The organism is Nonomuraea typhae (assembly GCF_009760925.1).
In the GTDB taxonomy this organism is placed as follows: domain Bacteria; phylum Actinomycetota; class Actinomycetes; order Streptosporangiales; family Streptosporangiaceae; genus Nonomuraea; species Nonomuraea typhae.
In genome coordinates, this window is the sequence record NZ_VRLV01000019.1 from 223,514 (window position 1) to 240,104 (window position 16,591).

The window sequence follows — 16,591 nt, forward strand, 5'->3', positions numbered from 1 at the left end:
GACTGATCTGACAAATTTCCGATCATCGTGGGATCGCGCGGCGCAGGAAATCGAGTTGGCAGGCCAACAGGTGCTCGGCGCCGGGCCGGTGCCCCTCGCGGGCCAGCGGCAGCACCTCATGGGGACGCCCGGCCTCCAGCAGCGCCGTGGAGAAACGCAGCGTGTGCGCGGGCAGCACGTTGTCGTCGGCCAGCCCGTGGATCAGCATCAGCGGCCGGGACAGGCCGGCCGCCTCCAGGATCGGCGAGCTGCGGTCGTACGCCTCCGGGTGCGCGTCCGGGTGGCCCAGGTGGCGTTCACGCCAGTGGGTGTCGTACATGCGCTGGTCGGTGACGGGCGCCCCGGCGATCGCCGCGTGGAAGACGTCCGGCCGGCGCAGAATCGCCACCAGCGCCAGGAAGCCGCCGTAGGACCAGCCGCGGATCGCCACCCGGCTCAGGTCCAGCGCCGGCTCCAGCTCGGCCGCCGCGTGCAGCCCGCTCACCTGGTCGTCGAGCGCGGGCTGGGCCACGTCGAGATGGATCGCGCGCTCCCATGACGGGCTGCGTCCCGGGGTGCCGCGACCGTCCACGACGAGGACGGCGAACCCCTGCTCGGCGAACCACTGCGAGACGTAGCCGGCCCAGAACGGCTCGGCCAGCACCTTGCGGATCGCCGGCCCGCCGTACGGGTCCATGAGGACCGGCAGCGCCCCGTCCCCGGGGCGGTGCCACGACGGCAGGAACAGGGCGGCGCGCAGCTCCCGCTCGCCCAGCCTGAGCAGGCGCATCCTGAGGTCCAGCATCGGTTCCTCGGCGTGGGAGGCGATCTCGTCGCCGGTGGCGTGGATCCTGGCGGCGATGACCGTGGTGCCGCCGCGCCGGGTGTCGTCCGTGCCCGCGTGGCCGAGTTTCTCCAGGCCCTGGGCGGGATCGTAGGACCACAGCTGGGTTTCGGTGGGTTCGTCCGTGGCGGTGAAGAGCACGGTCTCGCCGTCCACCGCCTGGACGGTCAGCAGGTGCAGGCCGGGCGGGGTGACGGGCCGCCCGCCGTACAGGAGCGTGCGGGTGTCGTCGCGGTCGGCGCTGGTGAGCAGCACCCCTTTGGCGGTACGGCGGGGCAGTCCGGGCACCAGCGTGACCCAGGCGTCGTCACGCTGTTCGGCCAGGAGGGTGGTCCGGCCGGTGTCCGGGTCGATGGCGTGCACGTGGACGTGGCGCTGGTCGCGGCTCTGGAAGGCGGCCAGGGGGCCGTGGGCGTCCCAGGCGGCGGCGGTCAGGTACTCGTCACCCGCCTGAACCCGGAATTTCGTCCCATCGAGGTTGATGATCCACAACGTCACATCGGCGTTCGCCGTGCCGACCACCGGATACGGGAAGGAGCGCGACGGCCGGGCGGGGTCCAGGATGTCGGTGACGTGCCAGCGCTGCACCGGCGCCGTGTCCACCCGCGCCACCAGCAGCCGCTGCCCGTCGGGCGACCACCACATGCCGTCGTAGCGGTCGATCGAGGCCGTGGCCACGTACTCGGGCAGCCCCCACGTGACCTCGGGCCCGTCGGGCTCGGCCAGCACGCGGTCGCCGTCGTCGTCGAGCACCCGCAGCGCGCCCGCGCGGACGTAGGCGATCCGCCGCCCGGACGGGTCGAGCATGGGCGCCTGCGCCGGTCCCGCGGCGGGCAGGGCGCCGCCGGCGTCGTGCACCTGCCCGTCACGCTCGAAGACGATCGCCCGGCAGGCGTCGTCGGCGCTGTAGGCGCCGATGCCGGGCCCGGCCACCAGGCGTTCCTGCTTGTCCTCCCAGGCCCACAGGCTGCTGTCGCGCAGGAACAGCACGGTACGGCCGTCGGCCGAGACGGTGAAGGAGGAGGGCTTGCCAAGGGTGAAGCGGTTGGTCCGCGCAAGCTGCCGCATAAAGGTCATAAACGCAGAATGGCCGCTCACGCGGCCTTCGCGAAGGTCATTCTACCAAGGTCGTGTCTCCCATCGACTCCAGCAAGATGCGCAGGAGCCCGGCCAGTTGCTCACGCTGCTCCTCGTCGAGCGCCGCCAGCATGCGGTCCTCGTTGGCCACGTGCGGCCCCAGGAGCCGGTCGACGAGCTCGAGCCCCTGAGGCGTGAGCCGGATGCGCACCGAGCGCCGGTCTCCGCTGTCCCTGACGCGCTCGACGAGCTCCTTGGCCTCCATCCGGTCGATCCGGTTGGTGATCGCGCCCGAGGTGACCATGGCCGCCTTGAGCAGCGCCCCCGCGCTCAGCTCGTACGGCGGGCCGGACCTGCGCAGCGTGGCCAGCACGTCGAACTCGAACCGCTCCAGCCCGTGCGCGTTGAAGAACTCCTTGAGGCCCGTCCCGAGCAGCTGGTGGAGCCGGGAGATCCGGCCGACGATCCCCATCGGGGAGGCGTCGACGTCGGGCCGTTCCTTCGCCCACTGGGCCAGCAGCATGTCCACGGCGTCGCTCATGCAAAACCTCTTAACGTTCACAGACTTGACATTCACCGAACGAAGGTGATGATATCTCAACGTTGAGATTATCAATGAGAGGTGATCGGCGTGTCCATCGTCGCGCAAGAGGTTTCCCTGAAGGAATGGCTGGCCGTGATCGCCGTGGCCGTGGGCACGTTCGCCATGGTCACCGTGGAGCAGCTGCCCGTGGGCCTGCTCACCGCCATCGGCGGGTCCCTGAACATCTCCGAGGGCGCCGCCGGGCTCATGGTGACCGTCCCCGGCCTGGTGGCCTCCGCCACCGCGCCGCTGCTGCCCGTGGCGATCGGGCGGCTCGACCGGCGTACGGTGTTGATCGGCCTGCTCAGCCTGATGGTGGTGGCCAACGCGGTCTCCGTCGTCGCCCCCAATTTCGCCATCATGCTGGCCTCCCGGTTCCTCGTGGGCATCGGGATCGGCGGGTTCTGGGCCCTCGCGGCCGGCATCGCTGTACGCCTTGTGCCCGCACAGCACGTCGCGCGGGCCACCTCGCTGGCCTTCGGCGGCGCCACCGCCGCCAACGTGCTCGGCATCCCGGCCGGGACGCTCATCGGCAACCTCAGCGACTGGCGGGTCGCCTTCGCCGCCGTCGGCGTGCTGGCCCTGCTCGTGGTCGGCGCGCTGGCCTGGCTGCTGCCGCGCATCCCCGCCAGCGCCCCGGTCCGCCTGGCCGAGCTGCCCCGCCAGTTCCGCAACCCGGTCGTGCGGGCCGCGGTGATCTCCACGTTCCTCGTGGTCAGCGGCCAGTACGCGGCCTTCACCTTCGTCAGCCCGATCCTGCAGAACGTCTCCGGCGTCCCCGCCGACCTGATCGGCCCGATCCTGCTCGGCTTCGGCGTCGCCGGCGTCATCGGCACCTTCGTCGGCTCCTCCTGGAACGTCAAGCGCCGCGTCATCACCCTGAGCGTGGTCCTGGCCGCGATCATGGTGCTGTTCCCGCTGGTCGGCACCACGCCGGTGACCGGCACGATCCTGCTGATCATCTGGGGCCTGGCGTACGGCGGCGCCCCCGTGGCCGTCCAGACCTGGATCCTGCAGGGCGCCGGGGAGTCGGCCGAGGCCGCGACCGCGCTGAACACCACGGTCTTCAACCTGGCCATCGCGTTCGGCGCCGCCTTCGGCGGGATCGTCGCCGACAACCTGGCCGTCACCGGGGCCCTGTGGATCGGGGCCCTCCTGATGGCTCTCACCGCGGCGGCGGCTGCTACTGTGAGCGCGCGACGCGGGGTGCCTGCTTCTCGAGGCTGAGATCTATACCCGTCGAACCTGATCTAGTTCGGACTAGCGAAGGGACTGTCGTGTTCACCGACGACGTCTGGGCCCAAACGACCGACCTGGTGCGTGCCATCCACGAGCACCCGTTCAACGCCGCGCTGGGCGACGGCACGCTCGACCGCGAGCGCTTCGCCTTCTACATCGTCCAGGACGCGCGCTACCTGGAGGCGTTCGCCAAGGCCCTGGCCGCGGCCGCCATCAAGGCCGCCGACCCGGACGAGATGGCCTTCTGGTCGCAGAGCGCCCACGACGCCATCGCCGCCGAACGCACGCTGCACGAGGGGTACATCGAGGCGTACGGCCTCACGGCCGCCGACCTGACCGGCGTGGCGACCTCGCCCACCGCCCTGGCCTACTCCTCCTGGCTGCAGGCCACCGCCCTGTCGGCGCCGTATCCGGTGCTGGCGGCGGCGGTGCTGCCGTGCTTCTGGGTCTACCAGGACGTCGGCACCGCGCTGGTGAGCCGCAGCTCCGACACCCATCCCTACCGCGCCTGGATCGCCACCTACGCCGACCCGGCCTTCGCCGAGTCGGTGACCCGGGCCAGGGTGATCACCGACCGGCTCGCCGCCGCGGCCGACGCCCCGACGCGGGAGGCGATGCGGGCGGCATTCGTGAAGGCCACCGAGTACGAGTGGATGTTCTGGGACAGCGCCTGGCATCTGGAGACCTGGCCTACCGCGAAGTGGTTGCCCTAGCGGAGCGGGTGGCCAGGAGCGCAACCACCGCGACGGAGCCCGCGGTGGTCAGCACGAGCTTGGCCCAGCTCGCCGCCGTCGCCCAGCCGGGCAGGGCGGCCTTCGCGGCCTCGACCAGGGCGTTTGCGTCCACGCCGGGGAGCGTGATGAACGCGGCCGTGAAGATCTGGGAGGGGATGATGAGCACCCCCATGACCAGCAGGATCGGGTGGAGGATCCAGGACCCCACGCGCCCGGCCCGCTTGCCGGCGAGGTTGAGGGCGGCGAGAGCCGCCAGCACGATCATGATCACGATCGCCAGGCCGTCGCTGCCGGCGAAGCTGATCCCGTTGTCGGCCAGCGTCGAGGCTGCGTGCCCCTGGCGGACCATCTCCGCCTCCGCGGCCTTCTGGGCGCCTTGCCCGAAGAACATCACGATGATGGTCCCGAGCGCGAACGGGACGATGGTCAGTAGCTGAAGGAAAGCGGCGATGCGCCTGCTCATGGTGTGATCTCCTCAGTTTTTGAACTTAGTGCAACACTAGAGATCCTTTGAACAAAGTGCAATACCCTGGGTATCATGCCGCTGACGAAGGAACAGATCATCCTGGCCGCCATCGACGTCCTGGACGCCGAGGGCGTGGGCGGGCTGAACATGCGCCGCCTGGGAACCCAGCTCGACTCCGCCGCGACCGCGATGTACTACCACGTCAAGAGCAAGGACCGCCTGGTCGAGCTGGCCGCCGACCACGTCTTCGGCGAGATCCGCCTGCCCGACCTCACGACGGTCCCCTGGCGCCGGGCCGCCGCCGGCCTGGCCCGCGAGGCGCACCAGATGGTCGTGCGCCACTTCTGGCTGATCCCCGCCATGAGCACCCACGTCATCTACGGGCCCAACAAGGCCCGCTACGACGAGCACTGCCTGGCCGTCTACGAGAGCGCCGGATTCCGCGGCCCCGAGGCGGACCTGGCCTCGGCGACCATGCTGATGTTCGTCATCGGGGCGGCGCAGGGGGAGTCCGCCGAACTGGCCAGACGGGCCCGGCTCCGCCGGGCGGGCGAGGACGGGGAGAAGCGGCTGGAGGAGGAGATGGCGGGCTTCGTGGAAATCGCCAGCCGGTTCCCGCGCCTGCGGGCCCGGCTCGAGCCGGGAGCCATGCCGACGACGAGCGCCTTCGACTTCGGAGTGGAGGCAGTACTCGACGGCCTCTCGTCTCGCCTGAACCCGGTCACCTAGGCTCCGCCGGATGCCCGGACTCCAGCTCCTTCGCCACGCTGCATGAGGGTGTGGGGCCGATCCCCAGGGAACGACCCCACCGGGTGATCAGCGGGACCGGCCGATCCAGTTGCTGAGGCGGGAGATGGCTCCGGCGAGAGCCGTGAGTCCCGCCAATACGGCGAAGGGAACGCTCCAGGTCGCCAGGTACGTCAACCCGCCGACCGCCGCGGCGCCGAACAGGGAGCTGAAGATGATGACCGCGCTACGCACGGACAGGAGCGAGTCGTCATCGGATGGGGGGCGCATCAATCCGGGTTCCTTTCAGTTGGGCACCGGCCGGTAACACGGAGATCAGCGCATCCGATGTGTCATCGACATCGAATTGAACCTGTAACCCGAAGGAGGCTGCTGAGCCTCCTGCTCCATGGGTATCGTTTCTGCTGGTCCCGCCCGGCTACGGCTGTTGTGTGGACCGATCATTCAGGGCCCGGATGTGGAAGACGCGACCTTCGCGGGGTGAGTGTCTTCCAGCCGGGCCCTTGGTGTCCCCGGACGCAGTCGCGCCCCTCACTCCGCGAGCGAGAGGCACGTGTCCGAGGCTGGTGCTGAGTCTAGGGCATGCCACTGCCAAAAGGCGCAACGCGGCATGCGTGTGATGAACCACATTGCATCCATGCAACATTGGGCGAGTCACGCGATCTCCTGGCCTGCCGGGCTTGCTGCCTCCTCGGCGTAGCGGCTGTCTCGTCAAGGGGATCGTGGGAGGCTGGACACCCAGGTCAAGGGGTTGCGTTGGCGCAATGCGGAGTTACCGGTAAGATGCGCGCCCCGATGTAAGGAGTGAAGACCCCCTGCGTAGTATGACGCTGCGTGGCAGGACGCCACGATGCGGAAAGCGTGGAACGGAGAGTCGTGGTGATGTCCCATGACTGAGACGCCGCCAGAGGCGGGCAACGAGTTCTGGGATTGGTTCTCCAAGACCGCGAAGGGTTTGGGCTACCGCACGGAGGCCGCTTTGGCGCGTGCGCTGCAAACTAGCCCGAGCACGGTGTTGCGCTGGCGGAAAGGAACCCGCCCGACCATCCCGCATTTGCTGAAGATAAGCAGCCTTTTCGGCGTCCGGCTGGAATCTCTCCTCGTTTTGAGTGGCCATGTGCCCGCGGACCTGGTCCAGGATTCCCGGGTGCCGGAGCCGCCGGGTCACGTGACACCCACGGAACGCATCATCCGCGAGTCTGACCTGGACGAGCGGATGGCGGAGCTCATGAATTCCTATTGGGCCAGCCGCATCGATGAGGAGCGTAAACGCGTCCAGCGGTTAATCGAGCTTTTGATGTCTGATGCCGTGCCGCTGTCCAGCGATCAGTTCAGTGAGGAGGTCGGCAGCATTCTGGAAAGCCGACTTTCCGCACATGTGACGCGCGTTATTGTGGAATGGGCGCAATATCGCCAATCAACACGGGAAGGGGGCCTTTGAGGCTTTCATCCCGAAACTGGACAAGTGCGCGCATCTTGCTTTGATGGTGAGAGTGGCCCTTCTGAAAAGATCGATTGCCGCTCTCGGCCTGGCCGCTCTGGCCAGTGCCGGTTACCAGATCTGGAGCTCCCGCCAGGACCGCCGCCGGTACCCGCCGCCCGGCCGCCTCGTGGACGTCGGTGGGCGCCGGATTCACCTGCTGGAGGCGGGGTCCGGGGCGCCCACGGTGGTGATCGTGCCCGCGCTGGGCACCTCCTCGGTCGAGTACGCGCCGCTGCTGCCGCCCGTCGGCAGGGAAGCGGCGACGGTAGTGTTCGACCGGGCGGGGCTCGGGTGGAGCGACCCGGTGCGGCTGCGGCCCCTGGCGTTGCTGGACGCCGCGGCCGACCTGCACACCGTGCTCGCGATGGCCGGGTACGGCCCGCCGTACATCCTGGTGGGGCACTCGATGGGCGGGTACATCGTGCGGCTGTTCGCGGCGGCCCACCCGGAGGAGGTGGCGGGGGTGGTGCTGGTGGATTCCAGTCATCACGATCAGGCCAGCAGGTATCCGGATTATCACTGGAAGACGGTCAAGGCGGCGGCCGCCGATCTGGCCAGGCCGTACGGGGTGTGGCGGCTGGCGATCGCGATGGGGCTGGCCGACGGGCCGGGACATCTGGTGCTGGGCAGCCGGCCACGGGCGACGTCGTGGTGGGAGAACGCGCTGCGGGCGCGGATCGGGCTCGAGGTGGGCCGGCGGGCGCCCACGCTCGGGGACATCCCGCTGACCGTGGTGACCTGCAGCGAGCGCAATCCGGACAACGCCACGCCGCGCCAGGCGGCCGACTTCAGCAGGCACTACCGGATCTGGTACCCGCTTCAGCGGGACCTGCTCCGCCTGTCCACCAGCAGCAGGCACGTCGTGGCGGAGAACGCCGGGCACTACGTGCACCGGTCCAGGCCGGACGTCGTCGCCCGGGCGATCCTGGACCACGTGAAAGGCGCCGGCCCCCTGTGAGGTCGGGGCCGGCGCCTGGATCCACCGTACCTACTTGAACGCCTTCAGGCGCAGACTGTTCGAGACCACGAAGACGCTGGAGAACGCCATCGCGGCACCGGCGATCATCGGGTTCAGCAGGCCCAGCGCCGCCAGCGGCAGGGCGGCCACGTTGTAGGCGAACGCCCAGAACAGGTTGCCCTTGATGGTCTTGAGCGTCTTGCGGGACAGGCGGATCGCGTCGGCGGCCACCCGCAGGTCGCCGCGGACCAGCGTCAGGTCGCTGGCCTCGATCGCGGCGTCGGTGCCGGTGCCCATCGACAGGCCGAGGTCGGCCTGGGCCAGCGCCGCGGCGTCGTTGACGCCGTCGCCGACCATCGCCACGACCTTGCCCTCCTGCTGCAGCCTCTTGACCACGTCCACCTTGTCGGCGGGCAGCACCTCGGCGATGACCTCGTCGATGCCCACCTCGGCGGCGACCGTCCTGGCCACGGCCTCGTTGTCGCCGGTCAGCAGCACCGGGGTCAGACCGAGCGCGCGCAGCTGCTCGATCGCCTCCTTGCTGGTCGGCTTCACGACGTCGGCCACGACGAGGACCGCGCGGGCCTTGCCGTCCCAGCCCACGGCCACGGCGGTACGGCCGGCGTTCTGCTCGGCCTCCAGCGCCTCGGCCAGGTTCGCCGGCAGGTGCTGCGACCACTCCTCCAGCAGCCTCGGCCGACCGACCAGGACGGCGTGGCCGTCGACGATGCCCTGGACGCCCAGGCCCTCGACGTTGGCGAAGTCCTCGACCGTGGCGTCGGACTGGGCGGCCCTGGCGACGGCCTGCGCGATCGGGTGCTCGGAGGCATGCTCCAGCGCGCCGGCCAGCCGCAGGACCTCCTCGCGGCTCTCGCCCTCGGCCAGGTGGACCTCGGTCAGCGTCATCTTGCCCTCGGTCACGGTGCCGGTCTTGTCCAGGACGATCGTGTCGATCTTCCGGGTGGACTCCAGCACCTCCGGGCCCTTGATCAGGATGCCCATCTGGGCGCCGCGGCCGGTGCCGACCAGCAGGGCCGTCGGCGTGGCCAGGCCCAGCGCGCACGGGCAGGCGATGATCAGGACCGCGACCGCGGCGGTGAAGGCGGCACCGGCGCCGTTGCCGGTGCCGAGCCAGTAGCCGAGCGTGCCCACGGCCAGCGCGATCACGATCGGGACGAAGACGCCCGAGATGCGGTCGGCCAGGCGCTGCACGGCGGCCTTGCCGGTCTGCGCCTCCTCCACCAGCTTGGCCATCTGGGCGAGCTGCGTGTCGGCGCCGACCCGGGTCGCCCGGACGATCAGCCGGCCGCCGGCGTTGACCGTGGCGCCGGTGACGCTGTCGCCGGGCCGTACCTCGACCGGAACGGACTCGCCGGTCAGCATCGAGGCGTCGACCGCGGAGGTGCCCTCCTCGATCACGCCGTCGGTGGCGATCTTCTCGCCGGGCCGTACCACGAACGAGTCGCCGACCTTGAGCTGGTCGGTCGGGATGCGGCGGCCGTCGGCCAGCTCGACGTCCTTGGCGCCGAGCTCCAGCAGCGCGCGCAGGGCGGCGCCGGCGCGGCGCTTGGAGCGCGACTCGAAGTAGCGTCCGGCCAGGATGAAGGCGGTGACGCCGGCGGCGGCCTCGAGGTAGATGTTCATCGAGCCGTCGGTGCGCTCGATCGAGAACTCGAACGGGTGCGTCATCCCGGGCACGCCCGCGGTCCCGAAGAACAGCGCCCAGATCGACCAGAGGAACGCGGCGATCGTCCCGATGGAGACCAGGGTGTCCATCGTGGCGGCGCCGTGGCGCAGGTTCACCCAGGCGGCCTTGTGGAACGGCCAGCCCGCGTACACCACGACCGGGGCGGCCAGCGTCAGCGACAACCACTGCCAGTAGGTGAACTGCAGCGCCGGGATCATCGCCATCGCGATCACCGGGACGGCCAGCACGAGGGCGGTGACGAGCCGGTTGCGCAGCGGCTTGAGCTCGTCGTCCTCTTCTTCCTTGTTCTCGCCGGTCTTCTCCGGCTGGGGCAGCGCGGCCGTGTATCCGGCCGATTCGACCGTGGCGATCAGTTCCTGCGGGTTCAGGCCCTCGGGAAAGGTGACCTTCGCCTTCTCCGTCGCGTAGTTGACCGTGGCGGTCACGCCGTCCATCTTGTTCAGCTTGCGCTCGATGCGGTTGGCGCAGGACGCGCAGGTCATGCCGCCGATCGTGAGTTCGACGGCGCCCTGGGGCTTGTCGTCGGTGAGGGAAGACATCACCTCTCCTTTCTGTTCGCGTCCTGCTTTCAGTGACCGTGCGGGGTGGAGTCGTGGTCGTTCTTTTCCTCCGGCTTCGGCGGCTGCTGCGAGCCTTCGCCCGCCTTCACGGTGAAGTCCGCGGTGTGTACGGCGCCGCCGTGCTGGAAGTCGAGGAACAGGCGGTAGTCGCCACCGCTGGGCGCCTCGGCGTAGAACGTGATCTCCGGGCCGGGCTTGGTCCTGCCGTCGCCGGGTTCGCCGTCGGGGTGCACGTGGAGGTAGGCGAGGTCGCCGGCGCGCAGGGCCACCAGGTGGCCATACGCCCCGAGGTACGGCTGCAGGTCGGTGACCGGCTTGCCGTCCTTGCCGACCTTCAGCGTGAGCTTGCTCGACCGGCCGGGGATCAGGTCTCCGTCGAGGGTGACAGTGTATCCGTCGACCTCGGCCGTACGGCTGACCGCGGGCAGCGGCTTCGGCTGGAAGTCGCCGGCCACCTGGATGTCGGCGCCGAGCGTGAGTGCTTGGCCGCCGGCCGGGGTGAAGTCGGCGAAGGCCCGGTAGGTGCCGGCGGCGGGGAAGGTCACCTTGACCGACCAGAGGCCGTCGGCGGCCATCTCGGGGTGTACGTGCTGGAAGGTGTTGAGGTCGCGCGAGACGACGATGAAGTGCAGCTTCTTGTCGTGCTCGACCTTGTAGTCGGTGACCGGCCTGCCGCCCGGGCCCGTCACGGTGAACTGGAAGTCGGTGGGCTCACCGGCCTTGGCGGCGGTGAGCGGGTTGAGGGTGTAGCCGTTCTGCGACACTTGGAGCCCCCCGGGGGTATTGCTCTTCGCTGGTTCTGCTGGCTGTGACGTTGGCGACATTTGCGACATGTCATGACCGGCGGTGCTTTGCGTTACCGGCTTCTCCGGGGTGGCCGGGGGGCCGACCAGGTTGCCGACCCCCCAGGTCCCGCCGAAGACAACCGCCAGGCCGAGCGCGTACGTCCCGAGCTTCGCGGCGGTGTTCATGCGCTCGTCACCAGTTCGTATCCGGCCTCCTCGACCGCGGCGCGGATGTCCGCCACGTCGATCGGGCCCTCGCTTCCCACGGTCAGCAAGCCGCTGGCCAGGTCGACCTCCACGGAGGAGACTCCCGCGACCTCGCTGACCTCTTCCTTGACGGAGCTGACGCAGTGGCCGCAGGTCATGCCCTTGACGGTGTAGGTGGCGCTGGTCATGTCGATCTCCTCATAGCTGTGCCGTCTTCCATCGAGTGTAACACCGTACCCCCCTAGGGTATTCCGGCGGGCTGCGTCTCCGTCTTCGGCTTGCGCATCGTCGTGAGGCTGAGCACGGCGCCCAGCACCGCCACGATCGCGGCCCCGACGAAGGCCCCCTGGAACCCGTCCACGAGCTGGGCCTGGGACGTCGCCACGGCCGTCATCACCGCCAGCCCGAGCGCCGACCCCACCTGGTAGGTGGTGTTGACGATGCCCGAGGCCAGCCCGGCCTCCTCCGGCTTCGCGCCGGACATCGCCGAGATCATCGCCGGGATGTACGCCAGCGACATGCCCACGGCCGCGACCAGGCTCGCCGGCAGCACGTCGGCCGCGAAGCTCCCGCCGACGTCGGCGAGGGACAGCGCCGCCACGCCGGCCGCCAGCACCGCCAGCCCGATCACGATGAGCGGCTTGGCCCCGAACCGGCCGAGCAGCCGGGCCGTGATGCCGATCATGAAGATCATGACCGCGACCGTCATCGGCAGCAGCGCCGCGCCGCTGGCGAACGCCCCGTAGCCGAGGATCTGCTGCAGGTACAGGTTGAGGAAGTACCACATCGGAATCCAGGCCGCGCCCAGCAACGCCATCGCCAGGTTGGCCGTGGCCAGGCCCGGCGTGCGCCAGATGGACAGCGGCATCAACGGCTCCCTGACCACGCGCTGCACGATCAGGAACACCACCAGCAGCGCCGCGCCGGTCACGGCGGCGATCCAGTTCTCGGCCACGATGGCGTACACCGCCAGCGCCAGCCCGCCGGTGACCGAGATCGCGCCGACCACGTCCACCGATCCCCGCTTACCCTGGACCGCGGGCAGCAACCCGGTGGCCAGCAGCGTCGCGACGCCGATCGGGATGTACACGATGAACACCCACGGCCAGCTCAGGTACTCGGTGATGACCCCGCCCAGGAAGACGCCCGCCGTACCGCCGGCCGGGGCGGCCGCGCCGTACAGCGCCATGGCCTTTCCGAGCTCCTTGGGGTTGTGCCCGAACAGCATCATGAGCAGCGTCATCGCCGCGGGCGCGATGAGCGCCCCGCCCACTCCTTGTACGGCGCGGCCGAGCACCTCGACCCACGCCGTGGTCGCGGCGGCGGCCACCACGGATCCGGCGATGAGGATGATCCAGCCGGTCGTGAAGACCTTGCGCGCTCCCAGCAGGTCGGACAGCCGTCCGCCCAGCAGGAGCAACCCGCCGAACGCGATCACGTAGGCGTTGAAGACCCACTGCAGCCCGCCGGGGGTGAACCCCAGATCGCTCTGCATCTCGGGGAGAGCCACGCCGATGATCGACGTGTCCATAATCACCATGAACTGGGCAGTCGCGAGCACCAGGAGTGCCCACCACCGCCTCGGATTCTCTGTAGCCACTGCGTTCCTCCTCGGTAATACCCCTATGGGGTATCTCGACGGCGAGGAACGTAATATACCCCCTAGGGGTTTGTCAAACCCATGCCCGTCGCATTTGGTCGCAGCTCGACCGATGGAGCACGCGCATCACTTGCTAGGCTGCTTTGCAACCGTTGGGTCTCACCCCGGCAGGTGAGACCGTCGAAGAAGTGGGGTCACACCGTGAAGAAGCTGATCGTTCTGGCGCTGATCGCTCTCGGGGGGTTGCTGATCTGGCGTAAGGTGCAGGCCGACCGCGCCGAGCTCGACCTTTGGACCGAGGCAACCGGCAGCGAGAACTAACCGACCTGGCGAGGCGATGAGCGACGTCGTCCCCATCAAGCTGGCGTGCATCGACCTCGCCGGCACCACGATCGGTGACATCGCCATGGTCGAGCGGGCGTTCGCGGAAGCGATCGCCACTCAGGGCATCGTCCCCGGGACCGGGGCCTATGCGCGTGCCATGGTTCACGTGCACCGGTCCCGGGGCTGCCCCAAAATCGAGGTCTTCCGCGGGATCTTCCCCGGCAACGAGGCCCAGGCCCAGGCGGCGAACCTCACCTTCGAGCGCGCCTACGCGGGCGCGCTGGACCGTGCCGGGCTCTCGCCCGTCGCCGGCGCCCTGGAAACCCTCGACAAGCTGCGTGGATCCGGGGTCCAACTGGCGTTGATCACCGGATTCTCCCGTGCGACGTTGGGGCGGGTGCTCGGGGTGCTCGGGTGGCACTCGTTAGTCGACCTGGCCATCTGTCCCGAGGACGCGGGCGGGCGGGGGAGGCCATGGCCGGACATGGTGCTGCATGCCGTACTGCGGCTGGGAATCGAAGATGTGCGGCAGGTGGCGGTCGTGGGAGACTCGGAAAGCGACATGCTGTGCGGGCGCCGGGCCGGGGCTTCCGTGGTGGCCGGCGTGATGACCGGAGTGCATAGCCGGGAGCGGCTCATCAAGGGTGGAGCTACGCATATCCTTGATTCGATCGCCGACCTGCCTGATTTGATCTTGAGCGAAGACTTGGGGACGCACCAGGTAGCCGCTGCGGGCCGGTAAGCTTGTGCGTCGGAAGGGGCCTTAGCTCAGCTGGCAGAGCGCCTGCTTTGCAAGCAGGATGTCAGGAGTTCGAATCTCCTAGGCTCCACCTGCCAAAACGCCCCGTCACTGATCTTGTGGCGGGGTGTTCGGGCCATTAATGGGCCATTAGCTCCTTTTGATCTTCTTCGCTTTCTTGCGCTCCGCCTTTACGCGTGCGCTGAGGGCATCCGCGATCTTTCTGTCCGCGTCCTGGGTGGCGTGCTGATAAATCAGCGCCGCTCGGTCGCTGTCGTGGCCCATGCGCGCTTTCAGATCCGCCAGGCTCGCGCCGGACTGGGCGGCGAGGGTGTTGCCGGTGTGCCGTAGATCGTGGAAGTGCAGGCCCGTCAGGCCCATCTCCTTCAGCGCGGTCTCCCATTTCGCCGAGCGCCGGAAGTTGTTGCCGCGCAGGAATCCGCCCTTCGCGCCGAGGAACACGAAGGCGTCCTCTTCCGTCTTCACGTACTTGTCCAGATGGTCGACGAGCGCGTGGATGATCACGGCCGGGATGGCGATGGTGCGTCGGCCGGCCTTGGACTTCGCCGGCCCGAGTTGCATGCCGATGCCGTCGAGTGCCTGCTGCTCCAGGAGGTAGGCGTCGATCACCCACCACCAGCGCAGTTCACGGCCGGCCAGGCGCGGCACGCCCACCAGAGGGTTTGCGCCAGGTACCAGGGAGAGCGCACGGCGTGGAATCCGGCGACGTAGGCCCAGCGGGCCAGCGCGCGCCGTCACCGGCGGCAGCACTTCGAGGATGGGGCCGTGGGGGTTGGGCTGGTGGGTGCCGGGCTCGGGGAGCGTGGCCACCTGGTGGCCGTTGAGGCTGGTCACGGGGACGTCGCCGGGCACAGGGTCCGACTCGTCCGGGCTGTGGGTCATGATGGGGTGACCTCGTTTCCACTGGAAGGGGGCGGGGTTCGGGGCGCGGCCGTTGTCTTGGCGGATGAGGCCGCGCCCTGCGTGCTGTGGGTGGTGCGGTAGCGGGCGAAGCACGCCCGGATCTCGTCGCAGTCGCTGCCGGCGTTGAGCCGGTGCGACAGCAGCGCGGCGACCACTACGGCGATGCACGCAGCGGTGGCGATCACGGCGAAGGTCAGCACGCGGGTCACCTCCCGATGTCGGTGTCGGGGTTGACGGTGTCGCGCAGGGCGCGGGCGTCGTCCATGCCGCAGCGCAACGCCCGCTGGATCTTGCGTGCACTGGGCGCCTCGGGCAGCTCGCCTGCGGCGATCAGCGCGCGGGTGCGTTCGGTCAGCCGGCTCACGTTGGCGCTGTACGTGCGGCCTGTAAGCCCGCTCTGGCGGCTGTGATCCAGGCGAGAGAACGCGGCCAGGATGATCGGGAGTGCGGTGACGATGGCCACCGCCACGATGGGGCCAAGGATGTGCAGTACCAGGCGGGAGAAGGAGAAGTCGTCGGCGGTGGTTGTCCTAGCGGGAGTGGTCGTGACCCGACTGCCAGTCGCGGGGCGATCGACCTAGTCCACGAGGGGGTAGGTCTATCAGCCTTCATTGGTGACGGACATAGTGGTGTTCGCCGCGCTACGGTCCGGGCATGCCCAAGGATGAAGACGACCTGCCCCCGATCTGCGGCACCTGCATGGGCGCCGGAGGGGAATGGATCGAACTCAACGGTAAGAAAGGGCAGGCGCGCAAATGGGTCGAGTGTGTGACATGCAGTGGGACCGGCCGTAGATGACGGATCCGATCACGTGTCCAGAGTGCGAGGGGCGCAAGGGCATACAACTCGGCGACCTCTTTCTGGCCTGCCAGTTCTGTGGCGGCCTGGGCCGGGTCGGTGGCAGCAACGAGCCGGCCGAGCGGGGGGGTCAGCCGCCCCCGGAACCGCCGCCGGCATGGGCGCACAAGGTGTGGGATGACGCGTGGATCGCGTCGGCCATCTCATGCCGTCTGTGTCTCGGGTCCGGGAAGATTTCACACGTGGACGAAGTAGTGGGCACGCTGGTGACCGTCCTGTGCAGGTGTGCCGACTCCTAGCCAACGGGACGGTGCCCAGGAAGTGTCCCCGGACAGCTAGTGCTTCACCCCGGCCTACGCGTCCTGAGCCAACCCGATCGAGGCGCACTTCGGATCCCTGAGGCAGTTCACCATCACCAACTCCAACCACCCCAACCACACCGTGCAGACCCGGGCCCTGCACGCCTACCTGCGCTGGCGCAATGCCAACGCGAGGTGCCCTGAAGTTTCCGGACAGTCAGGAACATAACCTGACAGATAGTCTGGAAGAGGTAGGTACGTGACGAGGCGTCGTAGGCAGTTCTCGCCGGAGTTCAAGGAGGAGGCCGTCCGCATGGTGCTGGACGGTCCGCGCACGGTGGCCTCGGTGGCCCGGGAGTTCGACATGAACCCGACCACGCTCGGCAGCTGGGTGAACATGCACAAGGCCATCCATCTCGAGCCCGAACAGCCGCTGTCGGGTCCGGAACGGGCGCGGATCCGTGAGCTGGAGCGGGAGAACGCCGAACTGCGCGAGAAGCTGGTGTTCTTGAAAAAAGCAGCCGCCTTCTTCGCGGC

19 protein-coding genes, 1 tRNA gene, 1 pseudogene and 1 riboswitch are annotated in these 16,591 nt (G+C 69.0%); of the genes and pseudogenes, 10 read left to right on the forward strand and 11 right to left on the reverse strand.

Annotated features, from left to right (window positions below; all coding sequences use genetic code 11):
• Positions 1-22 precede the first annotated feature (22 nt).
• Both FVE25_RS46960 and FVE25_RS46965 read right to left on the reverse strand, forming a co-directional pair.
• On the reverse strand, positions 23-1,900 hold the full coding sequence (locus FVE25_RS46960; RefSeq protein WP_157254019.1) for a S9 family peptidase: 1,878 nt from the start codon (positions 1,898-1,900) through the stop codon (positions 23-25).
• A gap of 37 nt (positions 1,901-1,937) precedes the next feature.
• Positions 1,938-2,441, reverse strand: a complete 504-nt coding sequence (locus FVE25_RS46965) for a MarR family winged helix-turn-helix transcriptional regulator (protein WP_157254020.1) — start codon at positions 2,439-2,441, stop codon at positions 1,938-1,940.
• A gap of 90 nt (positions 2,442-2,531) precedes the next feature.
• On the opposite strand from FVE25_RS46965, the gene FVE25_RS46970 reads away from it, so the two are divergent.
• Positions 2,532-3,710: an MFS transporter gene (locus FVE25_RS46970; RefSeq protein WP_246268567.1), complete on the forward strand. Its 1,179-nt coding sequence runs from the start codon at positions 2,532-2,534 to the stop codon at positions 3,708-3,710.
• Positions 3,676-3,773, forward strand: a riboswitch (TPP riboswitch). (Overlaps the previous gene by 35 nt.)
• Entirely contained in the window at positions 3,761-4,435 is a 675-nt protein-coding gene (locus FVE25_RS46975) for a TenA family protein (RefSeq protein WP_157254021.1), read from the forward strand. Its footprint overlaps the riboswitch before it by 13 nt.
• Here the strand turns inward: FVE25_RS46975 and FVE25_RS46980 are convergent.
• Entirely contained in the window at positions 4,413-4,919 is a 507-nt protein-coding gene (locus tag FVE25_RS46980) for a hypothetical protein (protein WP_157254022.1), read from the reverse strand. The two genes, FVE25_RS46975 and FVE25_RS46980, sit on opposite strands and share 23 nt — an antisense overlap.
• A 75-nt stretch (positions 4,920-4,994) precedes the next feature.
• Here FVE25_RS46980 and FVE25_RS46985 point away from each other — a divergent pair, with 75 nt between their 5' ends.
• Positions 4,995-5,651: a TetR/AcrR family transcriptional regulator C-terminal domain-containing protein gene (locus tag FVE25_RS46985; protein ID WP_157254023.1), complete on the forward strand. Its 657-nt coding sequence runs from the start codon at positions 4,995-4,997 to the stop codon at positions 5,649-5,651.
• An 87-nt stretch (positions 5,652-5,738) separates the two neighbouring features.
• Here the strand turns inward: FVE25_RS46985 and FVE25_RS46990 are convergent, their stop codons facing one another.
• Complete coding sequence (locus FVE25_RS46990; protein ID WP_157254024.1) at positions 5,739-5,939, reverse strand: hypothetical protein; 201 nt, start codon at positions 5,937-5,939, stop codon at positions 5,739-5,741.
• 619 nt (positions 5,940-6,558) lie between these two features.
• Here FVE25_RS46990 and FVE25_RS46995 point away from each other — a divergent pair.
• Together FVE25_RS46995 and FVE25_RS47000 are read left to right on the forward strand one after the other, a co-directional pair.
• Positions 6,559-7,110: a helix-turn-helix domain-containing protein gene (locus FVE25_RS46995; protein ID WP_157254025.1), complete on the forward strand. Its 552-nt coding sequence runs from the start codon at positions 6,559-6,561 to the stop codon at positions 7,108-7,110.
• A gap of 43 nt (positions 7,111-7,153) precedes the next feature.
• Positions 7,154-8,110 carry an alpha/beta fold hydrolase gene (locus FVE25_RS47000; RefSeq protein WP_157254026.1) on the forward strand — a complete coding sequence of 319 codons (957 nt, stop codon included), beginning with the start codon at positions 7,154-7,156 and terminating at the stop codon, positions 8,108-8,110.
• 30 nt (positions 8,111-8,140) lie between these two features.
• Here the strand turns inward: FVE25_RS47000 and FVE25_RS47005 are convergent, their stop codons facing one another.
• The 4 genes from FVE25_RS47005 to FVE25_RS47020 all read right to left on the reverse strand — a co-directional run bounded on the left by FVE25_RS47005 (position 8,141) and on the right by FVE25_RS47020 (position 12,970).
• Positions 8,141-10,357 (reverse strand): heavy metal translocating P-type ATPase, encoded by a 2,217-nt coding sequence (locus tag FVE25_RS47005; RefSeq protein WP_157254027.1) that lies wholly within the window; start codon positions 10,355-10,357, stop codon positions 8,141-8,143.
• A 29-nt stretch (positions 10,358-10,386) separates the two neighbouring features.
• Positions 10,387-11,142: a hypothetical protein gene (locus FVE25_RS47010; RefSeq protein WP_343046188.1), complete on the reverse strand. Its 756-nt coding sequence runs from the start codon at positions 11,140-11,142 to the stop codon at positions 10,387-10,389.
• Between the two features lie 203 nt (positions 11,143-11,345).
• Positions 11,346-11,558, reverse strand: coding sequence for a heavy-metal-associated domain-containing protein (locus tag FVE25_RS47015; protein ID WP_157254028.1), 213 nt, complete (start codon positions 11,556-11,558; stop codon positions 11,346-11,348).
• A 53-nt stretch (positions 11,559-11,611) separates the two neighbouring features.
• The gene (locus FVE25_RS47020) at positions 11,612-12,970 is read right to left on the reverse strand and encodes an MFS transporter (protein WP_157254029.1); all 1,359 of its coding nucleotides are present in this window, start codon (positions 12,968-12,970) and stop codon (positions 11,612-11,614) included.
• Between the two features lie 201 nt (positions 12,971-13,171).
• Between FVE25_RS47020 and FVE25_RS54735 the strand changes: the two genes are divergently transcribed.
• The 3 genes from FVE25_RS54735 to FVE25_RS47030 all read left to right on the forward strand — a co-directional run bounded on the left by FVE25_RS54735 (position 13,172) and on the right by FVE25_RS47030 (position 14,124).
• Positions 13,172-13,291 carry a DLW-39 family protein gene (locus tag FVE25_RS54735; protein WP_214319204.1) on the forward strand — a complete coding sequence of 40 codons (120 nt, stop codon included), beginning with the start codon at positions 13,172-13,174 and terminating at the stop codon, positions 13,289-13,291.
• A 16-nt stretch (positions 13,292-13,307) separates the two neighbouring features.
• A complete protein-coding gene (locus tag FVE25_RS47025) occupies positions 13,308-14,036 on the forward strand; it encodes an HAD family hydrolase (RefSeq protein ID WP_157254030.1) in 729 nt (242 codons plus the stop codon).
• 15 nt (positions 14,037-14,051) lie between these two features.
• A tRNA-Ala gene (locus FVE25_RS47030) sits at positions 14,052-14,124 on the forward strand.
• A 59-nt stretch (positions 14,125-14,183) separates the two neighbouring features.
• On the opposite strand, the gene FVE25_RS47035 is transcribed toward FVE25_RS47030, so the two are convergent.
• Genes FVE25_RS47035 through FVE25_RS47045 form a run of 3 tightly spaced genes read right to left on the reverse strand, consistent with a single transcriptional unit; the run spans position 14,184 to position 15,426 of the window.
• Complete coding sequence (locus tag FVE25_RS47035) at positions 14,184-14,936, reverse strand: tyrosine-type recombinase/integrase (protein ID WP_157254031.1); 753 nt, start codon at positions 14,934-14,936, stop codon at positions 14,184-14,186.
• On the reverse strand, positions 14,933-15,157 hold the full coding sequence (locus FVE25_RS47040) for a hypothetical protein (protein WP_157254032.1): 225 nt from the start codon (positions 15,155-15,157) through the stop codon (positions 14,933-14,935). The genes FVE25_RS47035 and FVE25_RS47040 overlap by 4 nt, the downstream gene beginning before the upstream one ends.
• A gap of 5 nt (positions 15,158-15,162) precedes the next feature.
• The gene (locus FVE25_RS47045; RefSeq protein ID WP_157254033.1) at positions 15,163-15,426 is read right to left on the reverse strand and encodes a hypothetical protein; all 264 of its coding nucleotides are present in this window, start codon (positions 15,424-15,426) and stop codon (positions 15,163-15,165) included.
• Between the two features lie 668 nt (positions 15,427-16,094).
• On the opposite strand from FVE25_RS47045, the pseudogene FVE25_RS56895 reads away from it, so the two are divergent.
• Positions 16,095-16,262, forward strand: a pseudogene (locus tag FVE25_RS56895) (IS630 family transposase); the annotation flags it as partial.
• Between the two features lie 51 nt (positions 16,263-16,313).
• Positions 16,314-16,591, forward strand: a 278-nt coding sequence (locus tag FVE25_RS47050) for a transposase (protein WP_219825964.1), incomplete at its 3' end; no start/stop codon positions are given.